At 47.0% G+C, this 24082-nt stretch carries 22 protein-coding genes; 5 read left to right on the top strand and 17 right to left on the bottom strand.

The features are described from left to right. Positions 1 to 8 precede the first annotated feature (8 nt). The 7 genes from sucC to sdhC form a co-directional block, all read right to left on the bottom strand. Entirely contained in the window at positions 9 to 1175 is a 1167-nt protein-coding gene (gene sucC, locus J2W69_RS02575; RefSeq protein WP_008899438.1) for an ADP-forming succinate--CoA ligase subunit beta, read from the bottom strand. Positions 1176 to 1321: 146 nt separating this feature from the next. Continuing rightward, positions 1322 to 2509, bottom strand: coding sequence for a 2-oxoglutarate dehydrogenase complex dihydrolipoyllysine-residue succinyltransferase (gene odhB / locus J2W69_RS02570; RefSeq protein WP_310274259.1), 1188 nt, complete (start codon positions 2507 to 2509; stop codon positions 1322 to 1324). Positions 2510 to 2626: 117 nt separating this feature from the next. Then, on the bottom strand, positions 2627 to 5434 hold the full coding sequence (locus J2W69_RS02565; RefSeq protein ID WP_310274257.1) for a 2-oxoglutarate dehydrogenase E1 component: 2808 nt from the start codon (positions 5432 to 5434) through the stop codon (positions 2627 to 2629). Positions 5435 to 5545: 111 nt separating this feature from the next. Further along, positions 5546 to 6265, bottom strand: coding sequence for a succinate dehydrogenase iron-sulfur subunit (locus tag J2W69_RS02560; RefSeq protein ID WP_008899435.1), 720 nt, complete (start codon positions 6263 to 6265; stop codon positions 5546 to 5548). A 12-nt stretch (positions 6266 to 6277) separates the two neighbouring features. After that, on the bottom strand, positions 6278 to 8050 hold the full coding sequence (gene sdhA, locus J2W69_RS02555) for a succinate dehydrogenase flavoprotein subunit (protein WP_310274254.1): 1773 nt from the start codon (positions 8048 to 8050) through the stop codon (positions 6278 to 6280). Next, positions 8051 to 8398, bottom strand: a complete 348-nt coding sequence (sdhD, locus tag J2W69_RS02550) for a succinate dehydrogenase, hydrophobic membrane anchor protein (protein WP_310274252.1) — start codon at positions 8396 to 8398, stop codon at positions 8051 to 8053. Then, positions 8389 to 8766 (bottom strand): succinate dehydrogenase, cytochrome b556 subunit, encoded by a 378-nt coding sequence (gene sdhC, locus J2W69_RS02545; RefSeq protein ID WP_405047864.1) that lies wholly within the window; start codon positions 8764 to 8766, stop codon positions 8389 to 8391. Before sdhC ends, sdhD begins: the two co-directional genes overlap by 10 nt. A 369-nt stretch (positions 8767 to 9135) precedes the next feature. Between sdhC and J2W69_RS02540 the strand changes: the two genes are divergently transcribed. From J2W69_RS02540 to J2W69_RS02530, 3 genes are all read left to right on the top strand, one after another. Next, a complete protein-coding gene (locus J2W69_RS02540) occupies positions 9136 to 10413 on the top strand; it encodes a citrate synthase (RefSeq protein WP_310274250.1) in 1278 nt (425 codons plus the stop codon). A gap of 62 nt (positions 10414 to 10475) precedes the next feature. Beyond that, positions 10476 to 11690 carry an aminotransferase class V-fold PLP-dependent enzyme gene (locus tag J2W69_RS02535; protein WP_310274248.1) on the top strand — a complete coding sequence of 405 codons (1215 nt, stop codon included), beginning with the start codon at positions 10476 to 10478 and terminating at the stop codon, positions 11688 to 11690. After that, on the top strand, positions 11687 to 12127 hold the full coding sequence (locus tag J2W69_RS02530) for a SufE family protein (protein ID WP_310274246.1): 441 nt from the start codon (positions 11687 to 11689) through the stop codon (positions 12125 to 12127). Before J2W69_RS02535 ends, J2W69_RS02530 begins: the two co-directional genes overlap by 4 nt. A gap of 8 nt (positions 12128 to 12135) precedes the next feature. Here the strand turns inward: J2W69_RS02530 and tcdA are convergent, their stop codons facing one another. The 7 genes from tcdA to J2W69_RS02495 all read right to left on the bottom strand — a co-directional run bounded on the left by tcdA (position 12136) and on the right by J2W69_RS02495 (position 19566). Next, positions 12136 to 12921, bottom strand: coding sequence for a tRNA cyclic N6-threonylcarbamoyladenosine(37) synthase TcdA (tcdA, locus tag J2W69_RS02525; RefSeq protein WP_473091916.1), 786 nt, complete (start codon positions 12919 to 12921; stop codon positions 12136 to 12138). 13 nt (positions 12922 to 12934) lie between these two features. Next, complete coding sequence (locus J2W69_RS02520) at positions 12935 to 13642, bottom strand: TIGR01621 family pseudouridine synthase (protein ID WP_310274244.1); 708 nt, start codon at positions 13640 to 13642, stop codon at positions 12935 to 12937. Further along, on the bottom strand, positions 13643 to 14422 hold the full coding sequence (gene kdsB / locus J2W69_RS02515) for a 3-deoxy-manno-octulosonate cytidylyltransferase (protein WP_310274243.1): 780 nt from the start codon (positions 14420 to 14422) through the stop codon (positions 13643 to 13645). Next, entirely contained in the window at positions 14410 to 14607 is a 198-nt protein-coding gene (locus tag J2W69_RS02510) for a Trm112 family protein (protein WP_310274240.1), read from the bottom strand. The genes kdsB and J2W69_RS02510 overlap by 13 nt, the downstream gene beginning before the upstream one ends. Continuing rightward, positions 14607 to 15578: a tetraacyldisaccharide 4'-kinase gene (gene lpxK, locus J2W69_RS02505; protein ID WP_310274238.1), complete on the bottom strand. Its 972-nt coding sequence runs from the start codon at positions 15576 to 15578 to the stop codon at positions 14607 to 14609. Before lpxK ends, J2W69_RS02510 begins: the two co-directional genes overlap by 1 nt. Continuing rightward, the gene (gene msbA, locus J2W69_RS02500) at positions 15578 to 17326 is read right to left on the bottom strand and encodes a lipid A export permease/ATP-binding protein MsbA (RefSeq protein WP_310274236.1); all 1749 of its coding nucleotides are present in this window, start codon (positions 17324 to 17326) and stop codon (positions 15578 to 15580) included. The genes lpxK and msbA overlap by 1 nt, the downstream gene beginning before the upstream one ends. A 68-nt stretch (positions 17327 to 17394) precedes the next feature. Then, positions 17395 to 19566: a DNA internalization-related competence protein ComEC/Rec2 gene (locus J2W69_RS02495; protein WP_310274234.1), complete on the bottom strand. Its 2172-nt coding sequence runs from the start codon at positions 19564 to 19566 to the stop codon at positions 17395 to 17397. A 64-nt stretch (positions 19567 to 19630) separates the two neighbouring features. On the opposite strand from J2W69_RS02495, the gene J2W69_RS02490 reads away from it, so the two are divergent. Next, complete coding sequence (locus J2W69_RS02490) at positions 19631 to 20170, top strand: DUF2062 domain-containing protein (protein WP_310274232.1); 540 nt, start codon at positions 19631 to 19633, stop codon at positions 20168 to 20170. Between the two features lie 37 nt (positions 20171 to 20207). Here J2W69_RS02490 and J2W69_RS02485 read toward each other — a convergent pair whose 3' ends face one another. The 3 genes from J2W69_RS02485 to J2W69_RS02475 are packed head-to-tail and all read right to left on the bottom strand — an operon-like array spanning position 20208 to position 23341. Further along, positions 20208 to 21446, bottom strand: a complete 1239-nt coding sequence (locus J2W69_RS02485; protein ID WP_310274231.1) for a lipoprotein-releasing ABC transporter permease subunit — start codon at positions 21444 to 21446, stop codon at positions 20208 to 20210. Then, positions 21439 to 22137, bottom strand: coding sequence for a lipoprotein-releasing ABC transporter ATP-binding protein LolD (lolD, locus tag J2W69_RS02480; protein ID WP_310274229.1), 699 nt, complete (start codon positions 22135 to 22137; stop codon positions 21439 to 21441). The genes J2W69_RS02485 and lolD overlap by 8 nt, the downstream gene beginning before the upstream one ends. Then, positions 22130 to 23341: a lipoprotein-releasing ABC transporter permease subunit gene (locus J2W69_RS02475; RefSeq protein ID WP_310274228.1), complete on the bottom strand. Its 1212-nt coding sequence runs from the start codon at positions 23339 to 23341 to the stop codon at positions 22130 to 22132. Before J2W69_RS02475 ends, lolD begins: the two co-directional genes overlap by 8 nt. 86 nt (positions 23342 to 23427) lie before the next feature. Between J2W69_RS02475 and J2W69_RS02470 the strand changes: the two genes are divergently transcribed. Beyond that, positions 23428 to 24069: a PilZ domain-containing protein gene (locus J2W69_RS02470; RefSeq protein WP_310274226.1), complete on the top strand. Its 642-nt coding sequence runs from the start codon at positions 23428 to 23430 to the stop codon at positions 24067 to 24069. Positions 24070 to 24082: the final 13 nt, after the last annotated feature.

Raw genomic sequence — 24082 nt, 5'->3', positions numbered from 1 at the left:
ATAACCCCTTATGCCTTAGCCGCTGCAGCAACTACTTGCTTGGCAGCACTAGTCAGGTCTGTGTCAGCGATAATATTCAGGCCGCTTTCAGACAGCACTTTAGCACCCAGTTCTGCATTGTTACCTTGCAGACGAACAACAACTGGTACTTTCACGCCGACTTCTTTCACTGCGCCGATCACACCTTCAGCAATCATATCGCAACGAACGATACCGCCGAAAATGTTGATGAATACCGCTTTAACAGCGTCATCAGACAGGATAATTTTGAAGGCTTCAACAACACGTTCTTTAGTCGCACCGCCGCCAACGTCCAGGAAGTTAGCTGGTTGGCCACCGTGTAATTTCACGATGTCCATAGTACCCATAGCTAAACCGGCACCGTTCACCATACAGCCGATATCGCCACCTAAAGCTACGTAGTTCAGTTCCCATGAAGCAGCATGTGCTTCACGCGGATCTTCCTGTGAAGGATCCTGCATAGCTTTTAAATCAGGGTGACGGTACAGAGCGTTGCCGTCGATCACCAGTTTGGCATCTAAGCAGTGCAGATCGCCGGCAGGAGTGATAACCAGAGGGTTCACTTCCAGCAGAGCTAAATCTTTGTCTTTAAACAGTTGAGCTAAGCCCATGAAAATTTTCACGAACTGTGCAACTTGCTTGCCTTCCAGGCCTAATTTGAATGCTAATTCACGACCCTGGAATGGCTGAGCGCCTACCAGTGGGTCTATTGCAGCTTTCAGAATTTTTTCCGGAGTTTCGTGGGCTACGGTCTCAATTTCCACGCCGCCTTCAGTAGACGCCATAAACACGATACGACGTGAAGAACGGTCTACTACTGCACCTAAATACAGTTCTTTCGCGATGTCAGTACAAGGTTCAACCAGGATACGACTTACAGGCTGACCTTTTTCGTCTGTCTGGTAAGTCACCAGTTGCTTACCAAGCCATTTTTCAGCAAAAGCTTTGATGTCTTCTTTGCTCTTCACCAGTTTAACGCCGCCCGCTTTACCGCGACCACCAGCGTGAACCTGAGCCTTGACAACAAACATGTCGCCGCCGATTTTATCTGCAGCTTCTACCGCTTCTTCAACAGTTGCTGCGGCGATGCCTTTCGATACAGGCAAACCATATTGGGCAAACAGTTGTTTACCCTGATACTCGTGCAAATTCATGGCTATTTTCCGTTCATTTTGACATTGAAGGCTACACCGGAGGTGCAACCTGACCTTTAGATCGGCGCGTATTATAGTGCCAATCAGTCTGATAAAAAATGCTGTTGCTATAAAACAACAGCATTTTTAGTTACTTTTTCCAGATATCAGATATCCAGCAGAATACGGGTTGGATCTTCCAGCAACTCTTTGATAGTCACCAGGAAGCCTACTGACTCTTTACCATCGATGATACGGTGGTCATAGGACAGGGCTAAGTACATCATCGGCAGAATTTCCATCTTGCCGTCAACAACCATGACGCGGTCCTGGATTTTGTGCATACCCAGAATAGCTGATTGTGGCGGGTTGATGATTGGAGTAGACATCAGAGAACCGAACACACCACCGTTCGTGATAGTGAAGTTACCGCCAGTTAAGTCGTCCATAGACAGCTTACCGTCACGGCCTTTTAAGGCTAAGTCTTTGATGGCTTTTTCGATTTCAGCAAGGTTCATTTTGTCACAGTCACGCAGAACCGGTGTTACCAGACCACGAGGTGTAGACACAGCGATGCTGACGTCGAAGTAGTTGTGATACACGATGTCATCGCCATCAATAGCAGCGTTCACTTCAGGGAAACGTTTCAGCGCTTCAGTCACAGCTTTGACGTAGAAAGACATAAAACCTAAACGGATACCGTGACGCTTTTCAAACACGTCCTGGTACTGCTTACGCAGTTCCATAATTGGTTTCATGTTCACTTCGTTGAAGGTCGTTAACATGGCTGTAGAGTTTTTCGCTTCTAACAGACGGTTCGCGATAGTTTTACGTAAACGTGTCATAGGCACACGTTTTTGTGAACGGTCACCTTGTACCGGAGCTGGAGCAGCAACAGCAGCTTTAGCAGGAGCAGCTGGTGCACCGGCCAGGAATTTTTCTACGTCTTCTTTAGTGACACGGCCATTTTTACCAGAACCCTGGATTTTAGCAGCGTCTAAGCCTTTTTCAGCAATGAGGCGACGAACAGATGGAGTTAATACGTCATCTGATTCTGTTGCAGGAGCTGCAGCGGCCGGAGCAGCGTCAGCTTTAGCAGCAGGTGCGGCGGCAGGAGCTGCAGCGCCAGCGTTCATATGACCAATGACTTGTTCAGCCAATACAGTTGCACCTTCTGCATGAACGATTTCGCCCATAACGCCATCGGCCTGAGCCACGACTTCAAGTACAACTTTATCGGTTTCAATGTCAACCAGGACTTGATCACGGCTAACGGCTTCACCTGTTTTTACATGCCAGGTGGCGATTGTTGCGTCTGCAACTGATTCTGGTAGTACCGGGACTTTAATTTCCACTTTGTCACCTTTTTTTAAAAAATTGGGTTCTGAATCGTTACTTAAACTAAAGTCAGAGCGCCTTGCGGCAGCACTGACTGAATACAAAAACGGCACAACCAAAGTTGTGCCAAATTATTAAGCTATAGTTAAAGCTGCGTTGACTAAAGCCTGTTGCTGTTTGTTGTGCACAGACAAGTAACCTACTGCAGGTGAAGACGATGCTTCACGGCCAGCGTACGTCAGTTTTCCACCTGCTGGGATTGAAGCCCAGAAATGGTGTTGACTGCAGTACCAGGCGCCCTGGTTCTGAGGTTCTTCCTGACACCAGACAAAATCTTTTACATGCTGGTAGTCTTTCATGATCGCTTCCATCTCTTGTGCAGGGAATGGATACAACTGTTCAATACGGACAATAGCAATGTCGGTCAGATTGCGTTTACGACGTTCTTCCAACAGATCGTAGTACACCTTACCGCTACACATCACCACACGTTTCACATCAGCTGGCTTGATTGGATCAATTTCAGCAATGGCGTTCTGGAATACACCAGAAGCAAGTTCTTCTAAGGTAGAAGTAGCTAACGGGTGACGTAACAAAGATTTAGGTGACATCACAATCAGAGGACGACGCATTGGGCGTACCATCTGACGACGGATCATCGCATAGACCTGAGCCGGAGTGGTTGGAACCACAACCTGCATATTGTGATCAGCACACAATTGCAAGAAACGTTCTAAACGGGCTGAGGAGTGTTCAGGGCCCTGACCTTCGTAACCATGAGGCAACAATAATGTCAGACCACATAAACGGCCCCACTTCTGTTCGCCTGAGCTTAAGAACTGGTCAATCACCACCTGAGCGCCGTTGGCGAAGTCACCAAACTGGCCTTCCCAAATGACTAAAGCACGAGGTTCAGCTGTGGCATAACCATATTCAAAAGCCAATACCGCTTCTTCTGACAAAGCAGAGTCGTACACCTGGAAAGGACCTTGTGAGTCGCTGATATGTTCCAGTGGTGTATAAGTTGAAGCATCGTTTTGGCTGTGCAATACGGCATGGCGATGGAAAAAGGTACCACGGCCAGAATCCTGACCTACGATACGAATACGGTTTCCTGCACCCACTATAGAAGCGTAAGCCAGAATTTCAGCGAAACCCCAGTCGATCTTTTTCTCGCCTTTGAGCATTAAAGCGCGGTCTTCATACACTTTACCAACCTGACGTTGCAAGGTATGAGATTCAGGCACCGCAATGGCTTTTTCACCTAAAGTGACTAAATCAGGCACAGTCATACTGGCATCGTAAGCCACATTCCAGTCATGGCCAATGTATGGAGTCCAGTCGACTGAAACTTCAGTCATAGGACGCCATTCTTCAACCACGCAGTCGCCTTTATCTAAGGCATCACGGTAACCATCGACCATCTGCTGCACTTGTTCAGCAGTCACCACGCCTTCAGCAATCAGCTTCTGGGCGTATAACTCACGTGGAGTTGGGTGTTTTTTGATTTTCTGGTACATCAGCGGCTGAGTTGCATTTGGCTCGTCCGCTTCGTTGTGACCGTTACGACGGTAACAAACTAAGTCAATCACCACATCACGTTTGAAGGTGTTGCGGTAGTCTACAGCCAACTGAGCCACAAAAATCACAGCTTCAGGATCATCACCATTCACATGGAAAATGGGTGCCTGAACCATCTTGGCGATGTCAGTACAGTATGGCGTAGAACGGGTGTCTTCAGGGTTAGATGTGGTGAAACCGACCTGGTTGTTAATCACCAGACGGATAGAACCACCTACTTTGAAAGCACGGGTTTGAGAGATATTAAAAGTTTCAGCAACAACGCCCTGACCAGCAAAAGCAGAGTCACCGTGAATGGTAATAGGCAGAGCCAATGAACCATCTGTGCAACCACGACGGTCTAAACGGGCACGTACTGAACCTATAACCACAGGGTTCACGATTTCTAAGTGGGACGGGTTAAAAGCTAAAGCTAAGTGAACATTGCCACCTTTAGTTTCAAAATCAGATGAGAAACCCATATGGTATTTCACGTCACCTGCGCCAACCACTTCGTATTTACCGGCAAATTCGTCAAACAGCTTGCCTGGGTTTTTACCCAATACGTTGATCAGCGTATTTAAACGACCACGGTGCGCCATACCAATAATACAGTCTTTTGCGCCCTGCTCGCCGGCACGGTGGATCATGGCTTTGAGCATAGGCACCATGGCGTCACCGCCTTCTAAACCAAAGCGCTTGGCGCCCGGGAATTTAGAAGCCAAATATTTTTCCAAACCATCAGCTGCCACTAAGCCTTGTAACAGTTTGGTTTTTTCTTCTTTTCCGAACGCACGTGAAGCCTGTTGGCTTTCTAAACGTTGTTGGATCCAACGTTTTTCGTCCGTCGAAACAATGTGCATATACTCGGCACCTATAGAACCACAGTAGGTGGCTTCCAGGGCTTTGTATAAGTCGCCTAACTTCATACTGGTGTCGCCACCAGCAAAAGAGCCGACATTAAATTCGGTATCAAAGTCTGCCTGAGTCAGGTCGTGATAGGACAACTCCAAATCACGCACACGCGGCTGCTTCCACAGGTTCAGCGGGTCGAGGTTTGCATGCTGATGACCACGGAAACGGAAGGCATTGATTAATTGCAGAACTTTCACCTGGCGCTGATCCGAACCACCAGCATTCACCGTAATGACTTCACGGTGTTTGTTTTTGGCGAGTTCAGCAAATTGCTGGCGAATGTCACTGTGACGGGATTCGAGTTCTACGCCGTCAATTTTGGGCAGACTGGCAAAAAACTCGCGCCATTCATCACTGACGCTGGTCGATTCAGCTAAGTAGGATTCATAGAGCTCATCTACATAGGCCATGTTGCCACCGCCTAAATGAGAAGACTCTAACCACGCCTTCATTACACCTTCGTGCATTTAGTTTCCCTTATTCGAAGCACCTGGAAAAAATTCGCAAAAAGCGGCCTGAGGTTTCAGGCGCGCTTCATTTTATACCAATCAAAGCTTTTTAGCTCTGACAAAGGGCGCTTAAAGCGCCCGGTTTAACAGCATAGATTTGATCTGACCTATAGCTTTGGTCGGGTTCAAACCTTTTGGACATACGTTGACACAGTTCATGATGCCATGGCAGCGGAACACGCTGAATGCATCATCTAAATCGTTTAAACGTTGTTCAGTGGCAGTATCACGGCTGTCAGCTAAAAAGCGGTAGGCATGCAATAAACCAGCTGGTCCGATAAATTTATCCGGATTCCACCAGAACGATGGGCAAGAAGTTGAACAGCATGCACATAAAATACATTCGTACAGGCCGTCTAACTTTTCACGATCTTCAGGTGACTGCAGGTATTCGCCCGCAGGGGGTAACTTATCATTGATCAGGTAAGGTTTTACCTTTTCGTACTGAGTGTAAAACTGAGTCATATCAACAACTAAGTCACGCACTACAGGTAAACCTGGTAATGGACGGATCACCAGCTTGCCACCTTTCCCTTTGCCTAAAGCAGACAATGGAGTAATACAGGCTAAACCGTTTTTACCGTTCATATTCAGACCGTCTGAACCACAGACACCTTCGCGGCAGCTACGACGGAATGATAAGGTTGGGTCTTGTTCTTTTAATTTCAACAGTGCGTCTAACACCATCATGTCACGACCCTCTGGATTCTCCAGAGTATAGTCCTGCATACGTGGCGCTTTATCGACGTCAGGGTTGTAACGATAGACAGAGAATTCTAACTTCTTCATTCTGCATCCCTCTTAGTACGTACGTGCTTTAGGCGGGAAAGCTTCACGGAATTTTGGTTCCATATTCACTTTACGCTTAAACATTGATTCGGTATCTGGCGTGTAGACGCTGTGGCATAACCAGTTTTCGTCGTCACGATCAGGGAAGTCAAAACGAGCGTGGGCACCACGGCTTTCTGTTCTGTAGTTGGCAGCAACTGCAGTAGAAAACGCGGTTTCCATCAGGTTGTCCAGTTCTAAACATTCAATACGCATGGTATTGAAGTCTGAGCTCTTGTCATCCAGACGCGCATATTTCAGACGTTCACGGATTTCTTTCAGCTCTGCCAAACCTTCAGCCATAGCAGCACCTTCACGGAATACCGAGAAGTTCAGTTGCATACATTGCTGTAAGTCTTTTTTGATTTGAACCGGATCTTCACCCTGACCTGGCTTGCTGTCTTCCCAACGTTGAGTACGGGCTAAGGCAGCTTGCAGATCGGAATCAGAGGCAGCACGGTATTCAGAAGTTGCAGAGAGAGCTTCACCCAGGTGTAAACCTGTAGCACGGCCGAATACCACTAAGTCTAACAAGGAGTTACCACCTAAGCGGTTGGCACCATGTACAGACACACAAGCGATTTCGCCACAAGCGAATAAGCCTGGAACTATGACTTCAGAACCATCAGCTTTCGGATGGATCACCTGGCCATGTACGTTGGTTGGAATACCACCCATCATATAGTGACAGGTTGGGATCACAGGAATTGGCTCTTTGACAGGGTCAACATGAGCGAATGTCTTGGACAATTCACAGACACCTGGTAAACGGCTTTCTAAAACTTCAGCACCTAAGTGGTCCAGTTTCAGCTTGATGTGTGGACCCCAGGGACCATCACAACCACGGCCTTCACGGATTTCAGTCATCATAGAACGAGCTACAACGTCACGACCCGCCAAGTCTTTGGCGTTTGGCGCATAACGCTCCATAAAACGCTCGCCGTCTTTATTTAATAAGTAACCACCTTCACCACGACAACCTTCAGTCACCAGCGTACCGGCACCTGCAATACCTGTCGGGTGGAATTGCCACATTTCCATATCCTGCAGCGGCACACCGGCACGTAAAGCCATACCTACACCGTCACCGGTGTTGATGTGCGCATTAGTCGTAGAGGCGAAGATACGGCCTGCACCACCAGTAGCTAAAACTACTGCACGGGATTTGAAGTAAACAATTTCACCGGTTTCGATTTCAATGGCAGTACAACCTACCACTGCGCCGTCCTGGTTTTTTACCAGATCCAAAGCGTACCACTCAGAAAATACCTGAGTTTTGTTTTTTACGTTTTGCTGGTACAGCAGGTGCAATAAAGCATGACCAGTACGGTCTGCAGCAGCTGCGGTACGGGCGGCCTGTTCGCCACCAAAGTTTTTCGACTGACCACCAAAAGGACGCTGATAAACACGGCCATTCTCAAAACGAGAGAAAGGTAAGCCCATGTTCTCCAGTTCAGTAATGGCTTCAGGGCCAGTTTTACACATGTATTCAATAGCGTCCTGGTCACCGATATAATCGGAACCTTTGACAGTATCAAACATGTGCCATTCCCAGTTGTCCGGGTGAGAGTTACCTAACGCAACAGTGATACCACCTTGTGCAGATACAGTGTGAGAACGGGTTGGGAATACTTTGGATAACAAAGCACAGGTTAAACCTGATTCAGTAATTTGCAGAGCGGCGCGCATACCCGCACCACCTGCGCCTATTACTACGGCATCAAATTCGCGTACTGGAATATTCACTTAAACACCCCACAGAACAAAGAGACCAACAGCCACATAGCCAAAAGCTAAGGTGTACAACAGGAACTGTAAAACGCCACGCAAAGCTGCGTTTTTAACGTAATCAGTTAATACCTGCCACAAACCAATTTTGGTGTGAACTGCGATACAAACTAAGGTTAATAAAGTGAAGGCTTTCATCAGCAGACCGGAAAACAGCGCTTTCCAGACATCGTAAGTCACTTCTGGAGTGACCAGGAAAAATCCCAGAATAAACAGAGTGTACAGCGTCAGAATAATGGCTGTGGCACGTAACGAAACGTAGTCTTTGACACCGTCGCGCTTTAAACTGGCTTGATTCAGAACCATAACCAAACTCCTGTTAAAACAGCTAATACAATCCACAGTACTATAGTAATGACTGCGCTCAGGTTACCGGACTTCAGTTCTTCCCAGTGGCCCATGTCCATAATCAAGTGACGGATGCCACCAATCATGTGATAAAGCAATACTGTGATAGTACCCCAGGCGATAAACTTGGCGATGAAGGATTGTAATACCAGTTTCACTTGCTCAAAGCCTTCAGCAGAAGACAAAGAGACTGCCCAAGCCCAGATCACAAACACCAAAGCGAAAAACATGGCGACGCCAGTTACGCGGTGCAGGATCGACGCTAACGCAGGAGCAGGAAAAGATATTGTTGTAAGGTCGAGATTTACAGGTCTTTGCTTTTTCACAGTTTCTTGCCCATCGACGCTCTTTATAGAGCTTTGTTGTCATTATGTGTTGCTGAATATTCAGTCAACGCCCAATGGATATACAGGCTACAGCTCAGTGTGGTTCAGCCTGTTTTTTTATCTATCAAACGCTGAACAGGTTTAAAACCCGCGACAGTATATAATTCACCACTTCGGATTACAATTTATGTTTGATTTGGTTATCGAATTTCTGCGTACTCTACCCTACAGCATTCAACTTTGATGGCAATACGACCAGAGTCGAATACTTATTATCCAATCGCGCATTAAAATTGACTTTTAGGCAGCACTTGACGTTAGAATAGCTGCGAAAAGGTTTAACCCAATTAAAACAACAGGAGAAATCCAATGGCAGATAAAAAAGCTGTCGTGCAGATCGAAGGACAGGCACCATTTGAACTTCCTATCTATTCTGGCACTGCAGGCACTGATGTTATTGATGTTCGTGCTTTAGGTCAGCAAGGATACTTCACCTTCGATCCGGGCTTTATGGCCACGGGCTCATGCGAATCAAAAATCACCTATATCGATGGTGACAATGGCGTGTTGTTACACCGGGGTTACCCAATTGAGCAATTAGCAGAGCATTCAGATTATCTGGAAACCTGTTATTTGTTACTGGAAGGCGAATTACCAGGCAAAGAAAAGTACGAAGACTTTGTGCATACCATCACGCGCCACACCATGGTACATGAGAAAATTGCCTCATTTTTCCAGGGCTTCCGTGTTGATGCTCACCCTATGGCTATGCTCTGTGGTGTGGTTGGCGCTCTGTCATCTTTTTATCACTCAGACCTGGACATTAACGACCCGGCTCAGCGTAAACGCAGTGCCCACCGCTTAATTGCCAAGTTACCTACTATCTCTGCCATGGCGTATAAGTACACTGTAGGTCAGCCTTTTGTGTACCCACGCAATGACTTAACTTATGCAGAAAACTTCCTGCATATGATGTTCTCTGTACCAGCTGAAGATTACAAAGTCAGTCCTATTGTTGCTAAAGCAATGGACCGCATTTTTATGCTGCATGCAGACCATGAGCAAAACGCTTCAACGTCCACAGTGCGTTTAGCTGGTTCTTCAGGCGCAAACCCATACGCTTGTATCGCTGCTGGCGTAGCATCTTTGTGGGGCCCTGCACATGGCGGCGCCAACGAAGCTTGCTTAAAAATGTTACAGGAAATCGGCTCTGTAGAGCGTATTCCTGAGTTTGTGGCTCGCGCTAAAGACAAAAACGACAGTTTCCGTCTGATGGGCTTTGGTCACCGCGTTTACAAAAACTTTGACCCTCGCGCCAAAGTGATGCGTGAAACCTGCCACGATGTATTAAAAGAGTTGAACATCAAGGATCCTCTGCTGGATGTAGCAATGGAACTGGAGCGTATTGCGCTGTCAGACCCGTACTTCATCGAGAAGAAACTCTATCCAAACGTTGATTTCTACTCAGGCATCATTTTAAAAGCCATTGGTATTCCAACCAGCATGTTTACTGTGATTTTTGCTATGTCACGTACTGTTGGCTGGATCTCTCACTGGGACGAAATGTTGTCCGACAAAGGCCACAAAATTGGTCGTCCGCGTCAGCTGTACACCGGCTACACCAAGCGCGACTACAAAAAAGCCTAACCTGCTGATGAGGCCGGATGTTATGATCCGGCCTCGTTTTTTACAGCTTTAGGTTGCCAATCTTGAATTTCAATCTCCCCGCTTTGCGGCAACAATTCCCGTTTTTTACCGCTCATCCGGATTGGATTTATCTGGATAACGCAGCCACTTTGCACAAACCTCAAGCCGTTTTTGATGCAATGAATCAGTTTTACAGCCAGCAAAACAGCAATGTGCATCGCTCAGCCCATGGCTTAAGCCAACAAGCAACTGCGGCCTTTGAAGCAGCCAGAACCACTGTAGCTCAGTTCTTAAATGCCCGTTTTTCGCATGAAATCATCTGGACCAGCGGCACCACTGCAGGTTTTAATCAGTTGGTGTTTGGTCTGATGGGGCCTGTTTTGCAGTCCGGCGATCGGGTATTAATTTCAACTATGGAACATCACGCCAATATAGTGCCCTGGCATATCCATGCTTTGCCCTTTGGTGTGGAGTTGGACGTCGTACCTTTGACGACAGAGCATCGTTTTGACCTGACTGCTTTTGCAGAATTATTAAAGCTCAAACCTAAAGTCGTCAGTATCAGCCATGTCTCTAATGCTTTGGGCCATATTCAGCCAATCGCAGACATAGTGCGGCTGGCCAAGGCTGCTGGGGCTATTGTGGTGCTGGACGGCGCTCAGGGTATTGTCTGGGAAAAAGTTGATGTACAGGCCTTGGATCTGGATTTTTATCTGCTCTCCGGCCACAAGCTGTATGGTCCAACAGGTAGTGGTGTTTTGTATGGAAAAACAGAGTATTTAGAGTTGCTGCGCCCACTGCTGGGTGGTGGCGAAATGATTAAAACGGTGAGTTTTTCTGGCAGCAGCTGGAACGATTTACCTTATAGATTAGAAGCTGGCACGCCTAATATGGCGGGTGCTGTTGGCCTTGCAGCAGCTATTGTATGGCTGCAACAGCAAGATTTAGCGGCGATGCAGCAGCATAAAAAAGCGCTGCTACAACGTTTTTATGAGGGTTGTCGACAAATTCCTGGACTTGAGCTGCTATCTGGTCCGACAACCAACGCAGGAATAGTGGCACTCAACCTGAAAAATGAGCACCCTGCCGACCTCGCGACCTTACTTGATCAACAAAAAATCGCAGTACGGGCCGGAACTCACTGTGCTATGCCGCTATTTCAGGCACTCAATAGCAAAGGTTCAGTGCGATTTTCTTTTGCCTGTTATAACAGTTTCGACGAAATTGACCGAACTTTAACCGCTTTAGCTACTGCAGTGGAGTTACTTGCTGAATGATCCGACCAGATATCTTTACAGAAACCGCTGCTGCGCTAAAAAACATTTACGATACACAGCTGCCGGAATTACAGCAGCTGAAAGACTGGCAAAGCAAATACCGTATTTTAATGACGCTAGGCAAAGCATTACCTGCTTTTGACAATGATGGGCACAGAGATGAGTTTTTAGTTCAGGGCTGCGAAAGCAAAGCCTGGCTGCTGCATTATCAGGACCCTGTTACAACACAACATTTCTGGGCCTTCGACAGCGATGCCCGCATTGTCAAAGGCTTAATTATTCTGATTTTAGCGCAAGTGAATGGTTTAACCGCAGAAGAGTTCGCCAAGGCGACACCAGAGTTATTGCTAAACGAATTGCAGCTGCAACAAAATATCAGCCCCTCCCGCAGCAATGGATTGCGGTCTGTATTAAACAAAATGAAAAATGTGATCTGACCCTAATTTCATTTATTCGCTTTTTCCGCCAGCTTTTTCAGCACTCTTGAGACAGCCACAAAAGCAAAAGAGCCAGTTACTACAGTGACGGCTCCAAAACCACCGCTGCAGTCTAAGCGCATAGGGCCATCCAGTTCTGGTTTGGTCTGACAAACGGTGCCATCGCCTTTTGGATACACCAGTTGCTCGGTCGAATACACCGCATCTATACCAAAACGTCGTTTAGGGTTACGACTATAGTTGTAGTCACGACGTAGCGTGTTCCGAACTTTGGATAACAAAGGGTCGTAGACAGTCTGGCTTAAATCGGCCAGCTGAATTTGAGTGGGATCCACCTGCCCGCCTGCTCCGCCTACCGTCACTATCGCAATTTTATTGCGTTTACAGTGTGCTATCAGCGCGACTTTAGCTTTGATCGAATCGATGCAATCCACCACATAGTCAAAATTGCTGCTCATCAGCTCAAATAAATTGTCAGAGCTGACAAAATCTTCCACCTGATGCACTATACAGTCCGGATTAATAGCTTTAATACGCTCTGCCATCACCGCCACTTTGTCCTGCCCTATGCTGCCCGACAAGGCATGCAGTTGCCTGTTGGTGTTGCTGATGCAAATATCATCCAAATCAATCAGTGTTATTTCACCTATGCCCGAGCGCGCCAAAGCTTCAGCAGCCCAGCTGCCAACCCCACCAATGCCAACCACACAAACATGAGCCTTCTGAAACGCATCCAATGCTTTGGTACCATACAAACGGCCTATGCCGGCAAAACGTAATAAATAATCGGACACGTAAATTACTCTTTTACTCAACAACTTTAGAGGTTGTTGGTTTTTGATACAAAGGCCACTCCAGCAATGCAGGTTCTGCCCAAATCTGATTCAGGTGCTGCAACAAGGATGGCGATAAAAACTCTGTGCCATCAGATGGAGGCAACACCAGCTTAATATCAGTGCCACGCCAGCTAAAATACAGCGCATAAGCATGCAGATAGAGACGGTCTGCCGCTGTGCCCTGATACAACTCATCCCCTAGAATAGCAGCGCTGACACTTTTTAAAGCGACCCGCACCTGATGGGTTTTACCGGTAAAAGGCTTGACCAAAAAAGCTCTGCGTCCCTCCACCTCATAAAAAGCCGAGACAAAATAACTGACCGCAGGATTAGTTAAGGTACTGGTGAGCTTCCAGGCCGAACGGCGCGCCTGCACCATATCACCTTTGACCCAACCTTGCTTTTTCTTCGGCTTTTGATCCGTCAGCGCTACATAAAACTTTTGGATCTGCTGGTTTTGAAACAGTTGTGACAAGTCCGCTGCGGCTTCGCTGCTTTTTGCCAGCAGTAATAAACCTGAAGTGCCTTTGTCTAATCGATGCACGGCATAGAGCTTTAAACCAAATTGCACTTCAGCCAAGGCCACAACGCCAGGTTCAAACTCAGAATGAAAACTGCTTCCGGAAGGTTTATCCAGCACCAGAAAATCGACGTGATCAAACACCAGCTTCAATGACATTTATAAAGCTGCCGCAACCAAACGGGCTCGTTCTAAATCTTCAGGCGTATCTACGCCCACAGCAGGAGTTTCCAGCGCAGTAGATACATGAATAGCTTCACCTTGCCACAAGACTCTAAGCTGCTCTAAGCATTCAATCTGTTCCAGCTGTGATGCTGGCCAACTGACATAATCCTTAATAAAACCAGCACGATAAGCGTAAATGCCGATATGACGGCGATAAATATCAGCCAGAGCTACAGTAAAATTTTTATCGCGATCAAAAGGGATCACAGAGCGACTGAAATACAGTGCATAGCCATTTTTGTCGCTTTGTACTTTCACCACATTCGGGTTTTGTACTTCGTCTGCATGTTCAATAGGCACAGACAAAGTCGCCATACGGGCTTTGCTTTGGCTGGCTAAGTTTTCGGCCACCTGACGGATAATGGCCGGCGGAATAAAAGGTTCATCGCCCTGCACATTCACCACCACTGTCTCATCGGCCAAAGCTAATAAAGACACCACTTCGGCCAGTCGCTCAGTGCCAGAGTTATGCTTTGGACTTGTCATACAAACTTCAGCACCAAAGCCTTCACACACCTGCTGCACCCGTGCATCGTCAGTGGCTATAACAACCCGCTCTGCACCACTTTTAATGGCCTGACGGTACACCCGCTCAATCATACTTTGGCCGGCAATGTCAGCCAAAGGTTTGCCAGGTAAACGACTGCTGGCGTAACGGGCTGGAATAACAACCAGAAAGCCTGAAGTGTTCATAGCTTCGTTCAGGAGCGCCATTTCTCAGCCTCATCCAGACTTAAAGTGCGGGCTTCAGAGCTTAACAACACAGGAATATGTTGTTTTACCGGATAGGCCAGACGGTCTGCAGTACAAATCAGCTCCTGCTTTTCTTTATCCAGTTTCAGTTTGTTTTTACAAATTGGACAAGCAATGATGTCCAGTAAGGCGATATTTAAAGCCATTAGTTATCTCTCCATTGGTTCAGCTGCTGCTGCAACCAGAATTTAAATTCATCCGGTAATTGAGCTTCGACCGGCAGGTAATACCAATTCGCTTTGGCAAAAGCCCGACATTTCACCGCATCTTTTTCAGTCATCAATACTGGGCCTTCAATGCCTACCAACGTCTTTTCATCAAAAGCATAATGATCGCGGAAAAACTCTGTGCTCTTAATCTCAATACCAAAACTTTTTACAGTATCGACAAAACGTTGTGGATTGCCTATAGCTGCCACTAAAGTCACAGCTTGTGCTTGTTCTGGCCATTGGCTTTGACCATCTAAAGCAATAGGAACAACAGGTTTTAACACCATTTTATACCGTGCAGACTGGAAATCGCCGCTATTTACAATGACCGCATCGACGCTTTGTAACCGAGACACGGGCTCACGTAAAGGACCTGCTGGCAATAACTGCTGATTACCCAGTCCACGCTGACCGTCAATCAGTACCAGCTCCAAATCACGTTGTAATCTGTAGTGCTGCAAACCATCATCGCTAATGACAATATCGCAGTCCGTGGTAGCAAGCAGATACTGTGCTGCTGCCACCCGATCCGGACAGACCACCACAGGGCAATTACTTTTACCTGCTAATAACAAAGGTTCGTCACCCACATCAGCGGCTAAATGCACAGAGGTGACCCGCACAGGTTCGGTGATACGGGCACCATAACCCCGGCTGACAATACCAGGAGTAAAACCCTGCTCTGTTAAAAACTTACAGAGCCAAAGCGTAAAAGGAGTTTTTCCTGTGCCCCCGACTGAAATATTACCGACAATAACAACAGGTTTCTCCACAGCAAAAGACGCAAACCAGCCGCGCTGATAACCAACACGGCGAATAGCAGCCACCAGCAGATACAACAAACTCAAAGGCCAAAACAACAGTGTAAAAGAATGCTGTTTATACCAGCCGCGCTCCCACCAGTTCATCAGGCCTCGCTAAATTGCAATTTGTACAGCTGAGCATAATAACCATTTTGTGCCAACAAAGACTGGTGAGTGCCCTGCTCTACGATCTGGCCCTGATCCATCACTAGGATCTGGTCGGCATTTTCAATAGTGGATAACCGGTGCGCTATCACAATACTGGTACGGCCTTTAAACAATTCTTCTAAAGCCCCCTGTATTTTACGCTCTGATTCGGTATCCAAAGCTGAAGTGGCTTCATCCAGAATAAGTACAGGTGCCTGACGTAATAAAGCCCTGGCTATGGCAATACGCTGGCGTTGACCACCGGATAAAGTCACACCATTTTCGCCAATTTCTGTATCCAACCCTTGTGGCATCTGGCTGACAAATTCCATCACGTGGGCTTTTTCCGCCACATTAATCAAATGCTCGCGGCTTAATTCACCACGATAACCATAAGCAATATTATTGGCGATGGTGTCGTTAAACAGCACCACCTGCTGCGAAACCACAGCCATTTGCCCACGTAACGAATCCAAAGTGCAGTCTTTGGCATTGATGCCATCCAGCAGAATCTCGCCTTGTGTTATTTCATAAAAACGCGGCAATAAGTTGGAAATCGTGGTTTTACCACTACCAGACCGGCCTACTAAGGCTACTGTCTGACCGGGCTCCACTTTAATATTGATCTGTTTTAACACCTGCTTTTCATGGCCAGGATAATGAAAGCTCAAGTCTTTAATTTCTATTGCGCCTTTGACATGAGCAAGCTCAATAGTGCCTGTGTCCTGCTCTGGCTTTTCGTCCAACACTAAAAACACATTGGTTGCAGCAGCCATACCACGCTGGAAATCACTGTTCACAGTGGTCAGCTGTTTGAGCGGTTTTAATAACAGCATCATGGCGGCCAGAATTTCACTGAAAGTACCAGGGGTCAAGGTATCGAGCATGGCCGGGAAGCTGGCCAGATAAATCACAAAAGCTAAAGCAAAAGAAGCGATCAACTGCACCAGCGATACACTGATGGAACGGGTTGCTTCCATTTTGACGTCCAGCTGGCGGTTACGATTATTTACTTCTTTAAATCTGGCATTTTCCAGCCCGGCAGAACCAAAGGATAAGATCACTTTATGGCCGTTTAGCATTTGCTCTGAGCTGGTGGTGACATCCCCCATGGCGTTTTGCATATTGCTGCTGATTTTGCGAAAGCGTTTTGACACATGAGTGACGATCAAGGCGATCACAGGTGCTATCAGCAGAAAAATAAGCGACAGCTGCCAGCTGTTATAAAACATCAGGCCCAGACAACCCAAAACAAACACACCTTCGTGAATAAGCACCATCAGTGCTTTACTGGAGGCTTGTTTAATTTGCTCTGCATCGTAGGTAATTTTGGAAATCAGCTCGCCGGTCGAATGTTTATCATGATAACTGACAGGTAAAGCGATCATCTGACGGAATAACTGCTGGCGTAAGTCTTTAACTATATGAGTGCCAGCCCAGGTTAAGCAGTAACTGGAAATAAAATGAAATACACCGCGCAGGAAAAACATCCCCACCACAAAAACCGGCGCCCAGGCCAGGTAAGCCATATCTTTTTGGGTAATGCCTCTGTCGATAAAACTGGAAAACTGTGAAATAAAATACACATCCACGCAGGCATAACCGGCCATACCCAACATGGCCATCGCAAACCCGGCTTTATAGGGCTTTAAATACTGCAGCAGGCGTTTAAAAGTGCTGATTGAACCTGTTGTTTGTGAAGACAAATCTAACCCCAAATAATATGAAAACCGCGGCCATTCTACCTTGTTGTTTCGGCTCTTTCAGCAATTGTTCACTGCTTTTGCAGCCAAAAGGGCAAAGGCTGCTGCCGGTAAGGCCAGATATCTAGCTGCTGATCCGTTATTTCAATCCGAATAGCCCCTTGGTCTGCGGTGTTCAGCAGCGGAATTTGCAACAAAGACAGCCGCGCCCGCACTTCTTTGCTTGGATGGCCATACGAATTATTAGCAGCAGCACTATTGAGTGCGAACAAAGGCTGCACTTGCGCTAAAAAACTCAGATGACTTGAGCTTTTACTGCCATGATGGCCTAACAATAACAGATCCGTCTTCAGATCAGGTTCAGCACTGAGCAGCTCGGTTTCCACTTTATTGCTGATATCCCCCGTTAATAAAGTGCGCCATCCGGCTGCCTCTATCGCAAGTACACAGGATGAATCATTGCCTTCCGGCTTGGCATAAGCACTTCGAAACGACCCTAACCGGGCATCCAGATAAACAGCAGGCAAAGCTAAACAAGGCTGCTGCGGATAACCCGTCTGAAAATCAGCGATTAACTGAACCTTCGGATAAGTCTTCAGTACTTCAGAAAAAGCGCCTGTATGATCGCTGTCAGCATGGCTTAAGACTAAATAATCCAGCTGGCGTATGCCCTGATAATGCAGGTAAGGCAACACATAAGCTTCGGTTGCATTAAAGCTGCCATACACAGGCCCCACATCATACAGCAGCCCTCTGTCACCTTTTTGCAGCAACACAGCCGTCCCTTGCCCTACATCAATCAGATGCAATTGCCACTGCACCACTTTAGGCCACAATAAAAAAACAAAAGGCAACAGCAATAAACTCAGTCGTAACTTAGGGGCAGAACCGGGCAGGAAAAACACAGCCATTAACAGCAATGCCACTAAAAGCGCAGAAAAAACCGTCTGAGCAGGTAAAAGCCACCAATAGTCCATCGCCGCACCGTACAGCAACCAATGGTAAAGCGGCGCTAAAACCAGATCTGCCAATTGCCAGTGCCATACCGCATGCGCAGGCAACACCAGCTCCAGTAGCAAGGCGACGAGTAAATAAGGAATAACCAGTAAAGAACACCAGGGCACAAAAATCAGATTAGATAACAAAGCTAAAGGCGCTATGCCATGGAAAAACAATAACGTAGGCGCACTCATCAAAAGTGTCATCAGCGCCTGAAATTTAACAGCGTGGCGGACTCTTCCCCTGAAACTGTGATCCAGCAAAGGATAACGCCAGACAAAGAGAAAAATCAGCGCTACCGCATAGACAGTCAACCAGAAGCTGATACTCATCACCCACAAAGGGTTTAGCAGCAACAGCAAGCCACAGACCAGCAGCCAGCTTTGGCTGTAACTTAAACGCCTGTGCTGTTGCATTAAATACACAGCTAACACCAGCGCGACTAAAGCACGTAAGGTAGGAATAGCAAAACCAGCCAGCAAGCTGTAATACCAGGCGGCCGCTAAAGCCACAAAAGGAGCCCACTGCCGACAGACTAACAGCCTTAGATGGATGTTTGCCAGCAACAGCATCAGTCCATAGACCCAGCCAAACAACAAACCTATATGAAAACCGGATATCGAAATTAAATGCCCAAGTGCCGTCGCCTGCAAACCTAACCATAACTCATCGCTAAAAGGCCGCTCCCCCAAAGTTAAAGCGGTGATCAGAGAAAAAGACGGCAAATCACCAATTTTTGCTTTTAAACGCTGATACAACTGCTGGCGGTGATCCCATTCATGCTCCAGCAAAACCGCATCTTTTACAACGCAGTTGGCAACAAGGCCAAGCACATAGGCATTGGCCTCCACATAAGCAGAGCCTGGATTGGCCGGGGAGCGAACTGCTTTACAACGTACTTTAAACCACCAGTGCTGCCCTTGGCCTAAGACCTGTGGCGCATCCTGCCAGCGCAGTCGCACTAAGTACCCCTGGTGTGGTCCTTCATTGATTTGCCATAAAAATCTGCTGAAGTCTTCATCTTGTTGTCTGATACTCACCACCTGCCCTTTTAGCCAGGGATCGGACAAGCTAAGTAAACGCTGCGTATGCAACTGGTGCTGTTGTACTTGCCAAAGCCAGAGACTTAAAGCACAACAAAGCCCGGTAAAAAACAGCAAACGGTAGTACAAACAAATCAGGATCAAAGATAACAAAAAAATAAGCCACAAAAGGGCTGGCACTATTGGTAAAAATAATGACAATAGACATCCGCTGATCACGCCGATGAAAAAACGGTTCACGTTAATTTTTCATTAATGAGTTGTAATGGCAAAGAATCTAATTAAGAAATATCTACCAGATACAGAAAAAATCAAGCAACACCCGTCGCTAAAAATTTTTGGTGCTTTGTTGCATGACAACAATTTGTGGCACTTTAACCGCCGTTCAGCCCGCGGCGCTTTTGCAGTGGGTTTGTTTGTCGCGTTGATCCCTATGCCGTTTCAGATGGTACTAGCTGCAGCTTTAGCTATTTTATTCAGAGTAAATTTACCTTTATCTGTCGCCTTAGTCTGGATCACTAACCCTCTGACTATGGGGCCAATATTTTTTATTTGTTATCAGTTGGGAGCGCTGATCCTGGGTCATCCCGGCCATCATGTCGAGCCTCAGATCAGTGTAAGCTGGCTGATAGATAGCCTGGATACCATAGGAAAACCTTTCCTGTTAGGCAGTCTGGTTATTGGCTGCACCCTGTCGGCTTTGGGTTATACGCTGGTGGATTATTTCTGGTGTTTGTCGGCAAAAAAATCCTGGCAAAACCGCATTAAGAAACGTCAGAGTGAGACTGAAACCGACTCGCTCTGAGGTTCTTTGTTTTTATCTGAAGATCTTTCGCCAGAAACTACCGTTGTCCTAGCACAAAGGCTGGCTGCACTTTGCTGGCACTTAGTGCAGGATAAATAGTCGCCAGTAAACTCATCACCAACGCTATGCCTATGGTTATCACCACTTGCATGGGTTCGATATGAGAAGGCACATAATCAACAAAATAAATGCTGGAATCCAGTAAGCTAAAACCGGTCAGGCTGGTAATAAAGCGAAACAGCGGCTCTATTTGCCAGGCCAATAACAAGCCCACAATGCCCCCGACTAAAGTTCCGGTTAAGCCATTCAGCCAGCCAAGCCACATAAAAGCTTTCACTATGCGGCTTCTGGGCATCCCCATGGTCAACAAAATAGCAATATCCCCTTGTTTTTCCCGCACTGCCATCACTAAAGTGGCGACAATATTAAAGCAGGCCACAGCCAACACCAGCACTAATACCAGATACAAGATACTGCGCACCATCTGAATATCGTTATACAAATGGCCCTGAGTGCGGAACCAGTCCAGCATATAAACATAATCACTCGCCTTATTGCCCAACTCTCTGGACAACAAAGGTGCGGCAAAAATATCGTCAATTTTAAAGGCAAAACCCTGAACAGCACCCTGCGGATAGTTCAGCCAGGCCCCTAAAGCAGCAATATCCACCCAGGCTTGTTGGTGATCCAGCTGGCCGCCAATACTGACGATGGCGGATACGGTTAAACTGACATGCTTATGACTGGCCAGCTTGCCATCCGCAGTAACTTGCGGCAGCATCAGTTGCACTTCGTCCCCTACTTTGGCCTGCACTTCGTCGGCTATGCCTTTGCCAAGCACAATCTGATGCTCGTCTATCTGGCTTAAATCCCCTGCGACTACAAAAGAGCCTAAGGCACTGATGCCTTGCTCCAGCTGCAGATCAATGCCCCTTAAACCTGCTGCTTTGACTTTAGCGCCGCTACGGATCATGGTATTGGTTTTGATATAAGGCGCGCCCGCAACAACGCCCGGGTGTTGTTGCAAAGGCTGAATTTTTTTCCGCCAGTTCTGAATAGGGTCCGACACGGCCTGCAATTCCACATGAGGAATAACAGACAAAAGTTTATCTTTTAATGCCAGCTCAAAGCCGTTCATCACAGATAAGGCCAGGATAAGAATAGCAACACCAAGGCCAATGCCTATAGTCGAAGAGGCCGCAATAAAACGGATAAAGGCATTACTGTTACGGCTTTTGCGATACCGCTGCGCCAGTTGCCAGGACAAACTAGCCATGACTCAGGCCATCCATAGTTTTGCCCAGGTGGCCATCACGCATCCAGTATTGCTGGTCGAGCTTTTTCGCCAGAGCTAAATCATGGGTCACCACAATAAAGCTGGTTTTCAGCTCCCGGTTTAATTCACGTAACAGCTTATAAATACTTTCTGCGGTTTGATGATCCAGATTACCAGTAGGCTCATCGGCCAGCACCAAAGCAGGCTCTCCCACCAAAGCCCGGGCTATAGCAACACGCTGACGCTCACCGCCGCTCAATTCAGCAGGCCGGTGATCGACCCTGTGCCCTAAACCCACACGTTTTAACATAGCTGCTGCTTTTTGTTCGGCGTTTTCGTTAGACTCACCCCGAATAAGCAGCGGCATAGCCACGTTTTCAAGCGCAGTAAAATCCATCAGCAGATGGTGAAACTGATAAATAAAGCCCAGTTTCTCATTACGCAGTTTTGCTTTGGCATTGGCCGATAACTTAGCCACAACTTTGCCTAATAAGGTCAGCTCACCACTGTCCGGCTGATCCAAAGTGCCTAAAATATGCAACAAGGTACTTTTACCTGAACCTGAACTGCCGACTATCGCCAGCATTTCGCCCGCTTTGACTTCAAGACTGACCTGATGCAAAACCGGAGTGACATTTGCACCATCTCGGTAACTTTTATTGATTTGACGGGCTGTTAAAATACTACTCATCTCTTAAAATCTCTGCTGGTTGTACTTGCACTGCCCGCCAGGCTGGATAAACCACAGCCAGGGCCGTCAGCACCAAAGCTGATACCACTATAAAAAAGATTTGCACTGGCTGAATATCGACAGGCAAAGCCACCCCGGCCACCACACTAATGCCCAAAAGTGACAATATACTGTTAAGCTGCCATGCGATCACAATGCCGGCCACAGCACCACTTAAAGTACCAAGCAGGCCGTTATTCATACCCTGTACGGCAAAAACGGTGAAAAGCTGAGCGTCTGTCATGCCCTGAGTTTTTAAGATAGCTACTTCACGTTGTTTTTCTGTAACCATCATCACCAAAGCGGACACTATATTAAAAGCAGCTACGGCCACTATCAGCAGTAACATCAGCCACATCATGGCTTTTTCCATCGCCACGGCCGCAAATAACTTTCCATGACTGTCCCGCCAGTCTGTGACTTTTTCCACAGCCGGGGATCTGGCTATCTCATTGGCTAACACCGGAGCACTAAAAGGCTCAGCGAGACTCAAACGCCACTGCGGTGCATCTTTGAGTTTACTGCCCAGCCGTTTTAAATCAGGCAAATGCAACAACGCCACGCCGTTATCTACTTCAGAGCCGGTATTAATTAAACCAGCGACAGTAAATAAACGTTGACGTGGCAACCAGCCCATAGGGGTAAAACTTCCCCCTTCAGCCAGCAATAAACGAATTTGTTGACCAGGGCCAACTTTTAACTCATCGGCAAGACCAGCACCTAAAATCACAGAATAAGGCTGAGCTGTTAAAGCAGACCAGTCACCGGCGACCAGAGATTGTTGTAAAAAAGACGGGATTTGATCCGGCTCTATGCCTTGCAATAACACAGCAGTCAGTTGACCAGGGCTTTGTGCCAAAGCCTCCAGTTGCAGATAAGGTGTGGCCTGCTGAATTTGTCGGTATTTCTGTTGCAAAGCGGCGATATCAAGCTGTGGCTCTGACGCGCTTTGCACTATTAAGTGGGGGATCACACCTAAGATACGTTTTTTTAGTTCAGCTTCAAAACCATTCATCACAGAGCTGACAATAGTCAGCGCCATCACACCTAAAAAAATACCTGTGACAGAAAACAGCGTAATAAAGGATAAAAACCCATGTCCTTTCCGGCTCTGGCTGTAACGCAAACCAATACGGACACTCAGGGGGAATTGCAGGCTTTTCACAGACTTCCACTTGGGTTGGTGAAGAAATTGCTGCGATAATAGTGATTATCCGTTAAGGTTACAAGCTTGCTACCCGAGGTATCCTTATGCAACAGCCTGGCAATACAAACACAGCCTCAGAATTAGTCGCAGAATTTGCTGATTACTTTCAAATTGAGCACCAGACTACGGTCAATTTAGTACCTTTTCCCGCGCCTCTGCCGGACCAGGATGGTTTTTTACGCCTCATTCCTGACGCTTTTAAAATGACCAGTGAGTTAAGTCTGCTGAACAATTCATCCATTCGTACTTTTAATGCAGTGAAAGATTTATCCGTTGATTTAGCCCATTATTTACAGCAACAAGCCCGTAAACTGGATGCCTTAACTCATTATGTGCTGCGATCACAGGACGATCCGGCCTGCCGTTTTTTTACTTTTAGTTACGGCGGCTCTGGTGTACAGGTGTGGATGGATAACCCTGTGGCTTTAGACCAACTTTATGAAGTAAAACTGTTTTTAGATAATAATGATGGCGCTTTATTTTGTTTAGGTCAGGTGCTGGAGGTGACAGAACAAGCCAGCACAGAACCAGAACAAAAAACCGGTTATCTGGTTAAAATTCTGTTTCGTCGTATTCGGGATGAAGACAGAGATATGGTGGTCAGAGCCAGTTTGCATGAACAATCCAGACAATTAAAACGGAAAGCGGAACAACGCCAGTTGCAGGCTCAGCAAAGCCAGCAATAAAGCTGTTTCGTAA

Source organism: Rheinheimera soli (assembly GCF_031457405.1).
GTDB lineage: Bacteria > Pseudomonadota > Gammaproteobacteria > Enterobacterales > Alteromonadaceae > Pararheinheimera > Pararheinheimera soli_A.
The sequence above is the reverse complement of the archived record's forward strand: the minus strand, read 5'-3'. Positions and strand labels throughout refer to the sequence as shown.

What these genes read in the sequence shown, in the direction of transcription:
- sucC (WP_008899438.1), bottom strand. Translation starts at nt 1,175, where the DNA reads ATGAATTTGCACGAGTATCAGGGTAAACAACTGTTTGCCCAATATGGT.
- J2W69_RS02565 (WP_310274257.1), bottom strand. Translation starts at nt 5,434, where the DNA reads ATGCACGAAGGTGTAATGAAGGCGTGGTTAGAGTCTTCTCATTTAGGC.
- J2W69_RS02560 (WP_008899435.1), bottom strand. Translation starts at nt 6,265, where the DNA reads ATGAAGAAGTTAGAATTCTCTGTCTATCGTTACAACCCTGACGTCGAT.
- sdhD (WP_310274252.1), bottom strand. Translation starts at nt 8,398, where the DNA reads ATGGTTCTGAATCAAGCCAGTTTAAAGCGCGACGGTGTCAAAGACTAC.
- J2W69_RS02540 (WP_310274250.1), top strand. Translation starts at nt 9,136, where the DNA reads ATGGCAGATAAAAAAGCTGTCGTGCAGATCGAAGGACAGGCACCATTT.
- J2W69_RS02530 (WP_310274246.1), top strand. Translation starts at nt 11,687, where the DNA reads ATGATCCGACCAGATATCTTTACAGAAACCGCTGCTGCGCTAAAAAAC.
- J2W69_RS02520 (WP_310274244.1), bottom strand. Translation starts at nt 13,642, where the DNA reads ATGTCATTGAAGCTGGTGTTTGATCACGTCGATTTTCTGGTGCTGGAT.
- kdsB (WP_310274243.1), bottom strand. Translation starts at nt 14,422, where the DNA reads ATGGCGCTCCTGAACGAAGCTATGAACACTTCAGGCTTTCTGGTTGTT.
- J2W69_RS02510 (WP_310274240.1), bottom strand. Translation starts at nt 14,607, where the DNA reads ATGGCTTTAAATATCGCCTTACTGGACATCATTGCTTGTCCAATTTGT.
- lpxK (WP_310274238.1), bottom strand. Translation starts at nt 15,578, where the DNA reads ATGAACTGGTGGGAGCGCGGCTGGTATAAACAGCATTCTTTTACACTG.
- J2W69_RS02490 (WP_310274232.1), top strand. Translation starts at nt 19,631, where the DNA reads ATGGCAAAGAATCTAATTAAGAAATATCTACCAGATACAGAAAAAATC.
- J2W69_RS02485 (WP_310274231.1), bottom strand. Translation starts at nt 21,446, where the DNA reads ATGGCTAGTTTGTCCTGGCAACTGGCGCAGCGGTATCGCAAAAGCCGT.
- lolD (WP_310274229.1), bottom strand. Translation starts at nt 22,137, where the DNA reads ATGAGTAGTATTTTAACAGCCCGTCAAATCAATAAAAGTTACCGAGAT.
- J2W69_RS02470 (WP_310274226.1), top strand. Translation starts at nt 23,428, where the DNA reads ATGCAACAGCCTGGCAATACAAACACAGCCTCAGAATTAGTCGCAGAA.